3 rRNA genes are annotated in these 5,343 nt (G+C 56.4%); all 3 read right to left on the reverse strand.

Going from position 1 to position 5,343, the window contains the following annotated elements:
- Positions 1–51: 51 nt before the first annotated feature.
- The 3 genes from rrf to LI92_RS19510 all read right to left on the reverse strand — a co-directional run bounded on the left by rrf (position 52) and on the right by LI92_RS19510 (position 5,317).
- A 5S ribosomal RNA gene (gene rrf / locus LI92_RS19500) occupies positions 52–164 on the reverse strand.
- Between the two features lie 143 nt (positions 165–307).
- Positions 308–3,427, reverse strand: a 23S ribosomal RNA gene (locus LI92_RS19505).
- A gap of 355 nt (positions 3,428–3,782) precedes the next feature.
- Positions 3,783–5,317: ribosomal RNA gene (locus LI92_RS19510) — 16S ribosomal RNA — on the reverse strand.
- The 16S, 23S and 5S rRNA genes sit together here, the layout of an rRNA operon.
- Between the last annotated feature and the right edge of the window lie 26 nt (positions 5,318–5,343).

Raw genomic sequence — 5,343 nt, forward strand, 5'->3', positions numbered from 1 at the left:
ACAAATGCCTGTGCCCCCCAATTTCTTGGGGGGCACAGGGCTTTATGTTGTGTTCGGCGGTGTCCTACTTTTCCACCCGTGTGGGCAGTATCATCGGCGCTGACAGGCTTAGCTTCCGGGTTCGGGATGGGACCGGGCGTTTCCCTGTCGCTATGTCCGCCGTAACTCTATTTTTTTGTTGGGTGGGCCGGCCCCTTGTTGTGGGGGTGGGTTGTCCACCGTGTCACCAAAAGTTGTGTTTGGTGGTGGGGTGTGGGTTTACATGATTTTGTGGTGTGGTTGCGGGCAACACGTTGTGTTTCTTTGTGTTGGTAAGTTTTCGGCCGGTTAGTGCCAGTTCCCTGCACACCTTGCGGTGCTTCCAGGTCTGGTCTATCGATCCCGTGGTCTGCGGGGGGCCTTATCCCTCTAAAAGGGTGAGAATCCTGGTCTTGGAGTAGGTTTCCCGCTTAGATGCTTTCAGCGGTTATCCTGTCCGAACGTAGCTATCCAGCCGTGCTCCTGGTGGAACAACTGGTATACCAGAGGTTCGTCCGTCCCGGTCCTCTCGTACTAGGGACAGGTCTCCTCAAGATTCTGACGCGCGCGGCGGATAGAGACCGAACTGTCTCACGACGTTCTAAACCCAGCTCGCGTGCCGCTTTAATGGGCGAACAGCCCAACCCTTGGGACCTGCTCCAGCCCCAGGATGCGACGAGCCGACATCGAGGTGCCAAACCATCCCGTCGATATGGACTCTTGGGGAAGATCAGCCTGTTATCCCCGGGGTACCTTTTATCCGTTGAGCGACACCCCTTCCACTCGGGGGTGCCGGATCACTAGTCCCGACTTTCGTCCCTGTTTGACGTGTCAGTCTTACAGTCAAGCTCCCTTGTGCACTTACACTCAACACCTGATTGCCGTCCAGGTTGAGGGAACCTTTGGGCGCCTCCGTTACATTTTAGGAGGCAACCGCCCCAGTTAAACTACCCACCAGGCACTGTCCCTGAACCAGTTTCATGGTTCGAAGTTAGAGGTCCAATACGATCAGAGTGGTATTTCAACAACGACTCCACCCACACTGGCGTGCGGGTTTCACAGTCTCCCACCTATCCTACACAAACCGCATCGAACATCAATACCAAGCTATAGTGAAGGTCCCGGGGTCTTTTCGTCCTGCCGCGCGTAACGAGCATCTTTACTCGTAATGCAATTTCGCCGAGTCTATGGTTGAGACAGTTGAGAAGTCGTTACGCCATTCGTGCAGGTCGGAACTTACCCGACAAGGAATTTCGCTACCTTAGGATGGTTATAGTTACCACCGCCGTTTACTGGGGCTTAAATTCTCAGCTTCACCCCGAAGGGTTAACCGGTCCTCTTAACCTTCCAGCACCGGGCAGGCGTCAGTCCGTATACATCGTCTTGCGACTTCGCACGGACCTGTGTTTTTAGTAAACAGTCGCTTCTCACTGGTTTCTGCGACCCTCTCCCGCTGCCGGCCGCAAGGGCCATGACGGTATGAGGGTCCCCCTTCTCCCGAAGTTACGGGGGTATTTTGCCGAGTTCCTTAACCATAGTTCACTCGTACGCCTTGGTATTCTCTACCTGACCACCTGTGTTGGTTTGGGGTACGGGCCGTGTGTGTGCTCGCTAGAGGCTTTTCTCGGCAGCATAGGATCACCGAATTCGCCGCAATCGGCTATGCATCACCTCTCGGAATATATGCCAGACGGATTTGCCTATCTGACTTCCTACGGGCTTGCCCCAGTATTACCACTGACTGGTACGGCTACCTTCCTGCGTCACCCCATCGCTTGACTACTACCCACCCGGGTCCCACGCAGCCGGCGATCGTCGCACCCCGAAGGGATAGATCGACCACCATTTGGGTGGTTAGCAGAATGGATTCATCAGGGACGCCCACACACGGGTACGGGAATATCAACCCGTTGTCCATCGACTACGCCTGTCGGCCTCGCCTTAGGTCCCGACTCACCCTGGGAGGACTGGCCTGGCCCAGGAACCCTTGGTCTTTCGGCGGGCAAGGGTCTCACTTGCCTCATCGCTACTCATGCCTGCATTCTCACTCCCACACCCTCCACCACTAGATCACTCTGTGGCTTCACCGGATGCAGGACGCTCCCCTACCCAATCCTTACGGATTGCCGCGGCTTCGGCGGTGTGCTTGAGCCCCGCTACATTATCGGCGCACAATCACTTGACCAGTGAGCTATTACGCACTCTTTCAAGGGTGGCTGCTTCTAAGCCAACCTCCTGGTTGTCTAAGCGACTGCACATCCTTTTCCACTTAGCACACGCTTTGGGGCCTTAGCCGGCGATCTGGGCTGTTTCCCTCTCGACGCACGGAGCTTATCCCCCGCCGTCTCACTGCCACGCTTACACTCACCGGCATTCGGAGTTTGGCTGACGTCAGTAACCTAGTAGGGCCCATCGGCCATCCAGTAGCTCTACCTCCGGTGAGAAACACGCAACGCTGCACCTAAATGCATTTCGGGGAGAACCAGCTATCACGGAGTTTGATTGGCCTTTCACCCCTACCCACAACTCATCCCCTCAGTCTTCAACCTAAGTGGGTTCGGGCCTCCACGCGGTCTTACCCGCGCTTCACCCTGGCCATGGGTAGATCACTCCGCTTCGGGTCCACAACACGCCACTACACACACCCCAACGGATGTGATACGCCCTATTCAGACTCGCTTTCGCTGCGGCTACCCCACACGGGTTAACCTCGCGACGTGCCGGTGACTCGCAGGCTCATTCTTCAAAAGGCACGCCATCACCCCACCACAAGGGAGGGCTCTGACGGATTGTAGGCACATGGTTTCAGGTACTCTTTCACTCCCCTCCCGGGGTACTTTTCACCATTCCCTCACGGTACTAATCCGCTATCGGTCATCGAGTAGTATTCAGGCTTACCGGGTGGTCCCGGCAGATTCACAGCAGATTCCACGGGCCCGCTGCTACTCGGGAAACATCACAAGGCAGGTGTCGGGTTTTCACGTACCGGGCTCTCACCGTCTACGGCAGACCATCCCAGGCCACTTCCGCTAACCACAACACTTTCTCACTGCCCTCCGGCCAGGTAGAACCGGACATGACACTCCCACAACCCCGCACACACAACCCCTACCCGGTATCACATGCATACGGTTTAGCCATCCTCCGCTTTCGCTCGCCACTACTCACGGAATCACATTTTGTTTTCTCTTCCTACGGGTACTGAGATGTTTCACTTCCCCGCGTTACCTCCCCACTGGCTATATATTCACCAGTGAGTGACACGACATCACTCGTGCCGGGTTTCCCCATTCGGACATCCTCGGATCCACGCTCGGTTGGCAGCTCCCCGAGGCATATCGCAGCCTCCCACGTCCTTCATCGGCTCTCGATGCCAAGGCATCCACCATGCGCCCTTAAACACTTACAAACACAAAAACCAAGAAACAAAAATTGCAAAAACAAACAAGACCACAAGCCTTGCTTGCTAGATGCTCGCAACCACTATCCACAAAACAAACACCACACCCCACCACCAAGATGGAGCGACAACACACCCACCCCCCACAGGAGGCGAAAAACGGGCCTGTTGTCTCAGGACCCAACAGTGTGCCCAGCACAAGGCCGGCCACCAGGAACAAACGTTCCCGGCAGTTGATGATCAAAGCCGTTGTTGTTCAAAACAATCTGCACCACCGGACACCCACTACAGGCGCCGGCGAAACTATCCCAACCGCACTACTCCCACACTGTTGCGGGCACGGGGGAAAAATGGTGCTCCTTAGAAAGGAGGTGATCCAGCCGCACCTTCCGGTACGGCTACCTTGTTACGACTTCGTCCCAATCGCCGATCCCACCTTCGACGGCTCCCTCCACAAGGGTTAGGCCACCGGCTTCGGGTGTTACCGACTTTCATGACGTGACGGGCGGTGTGTACAAGGCCCGGGAACGTATTCACCGCAGCGTTGCTGATCTGCGATTACTAGCGACTCCGACTTCATGGGGTCGAGTTGCAGACCCCAATCCGAACTGAGACCGGCTTTAAAGGATTCGCTAACCCTCACGGGATCGCAGCCCTTTGTACCGGCCATTGTAGCATGTGTGAAGCCCTGGACATAAGGGGCATGATGACTTGACGTCATCCCCACCTTCCTCCGAGTTGACCCCGGCAGTCTCTCACGAGTCCCCACCATAACGTGCTGGCAACATGAGACAAGGGTTGCGCTCGTTGCGGGACTTAACCCAACATCTCACGACACGAGCTGACGACAGCCATGCACCACCTGCACACAGGCCACAAGGGAACCGATATCTCTACCGGCGTCCTGTGCATGTCAAACCCAGGTAAGGTTCTTCGCGTTGCATCGAATTAATCCACATGCTCCGCCGCTTGTGCGGGCCCCCGTCAATTCCTTTGAGTTTTAGCCTTGCGGCCGTACTCCCCAGGCGGGGTACTTAATGCGTTAGCTACGGCACGGATCCCTAAAGGAAGGAAACCCACACCTAGTACCCACCGTTTACGGCGTGGACTACCAGGGTATCTAATCCTGTTCGCTCCCCACGCTTTCGCTCCTCAGCGTCAGTTACTGCCCAGAGACCCGCCTTCGCCACCGGTGTTCCTCCTGATATCTGCGCATTCCACCGCTACACCAGGAATTCCAGTCTCCCCTACAGTACTCTAGTCTGCCCGTATCGCCCGCACGCCCACAGTTAAGCTGTGAGTTTTCACGAACAACGTGACAAACCACCTACGAGCTCTTTACGCCCAGTAATTCCGGACAACGCTCGCACCCTACGTATTACCGCGGCTGCTGGCACGTAGTTGGCCGGTGCTTCTTCTGTACCTACCGTCACCCCGCAGAAAACCACGGAGCTTCGCCGATACTGAAAGAGGTTTACAACCCGAAGGCCGTCATCCCCCACGCGGCGTCGCTGCATCAGGCTTGCGCCCATTGTGCAATATTCCCCACTGCTGCCTCCCGTAGGAGTCTGGGCCGTATCTCAGTCCCAGTGTGGCCGGTCACCCTCTCAGGCCGGCTACCCGTCGTCGCCTTGGTAGGCCATTACCCCACCAACAAGCTGATAGGCCGCGGGCCCATCCCACACCGCAAAAGCTTTCCACCACACACCATGAAGCGCGCGGTCCTATCCGGTATTAGACCCAGTTTCCCAGGCTTATCCCAGAGTGCAGGGCAGATCACCCACGTGTTACTCACCCGTTCGCCACTCGAGTACCCCCGAAGGGGCCTTTCCGTTCGACTTGCATGTGTTAAGCACGCCGCCAGCGTTCGTCCTGAGCCAGGATCAAACTCTCCAAACAAAAACCATTTGGAAACAATCCCAAAA

Origin of the sequence: Mycobacterium sp. UM_Kg1 (assembly GCF_000972925.1) — a bacterium.
Taxonomy (GTDB): Bacteria; Actinomycetota; Actinomycetes; order Mycobacteriales; family Mycobacteriaceae; genus Mycobacterium; species Mycobacterium hiberniae.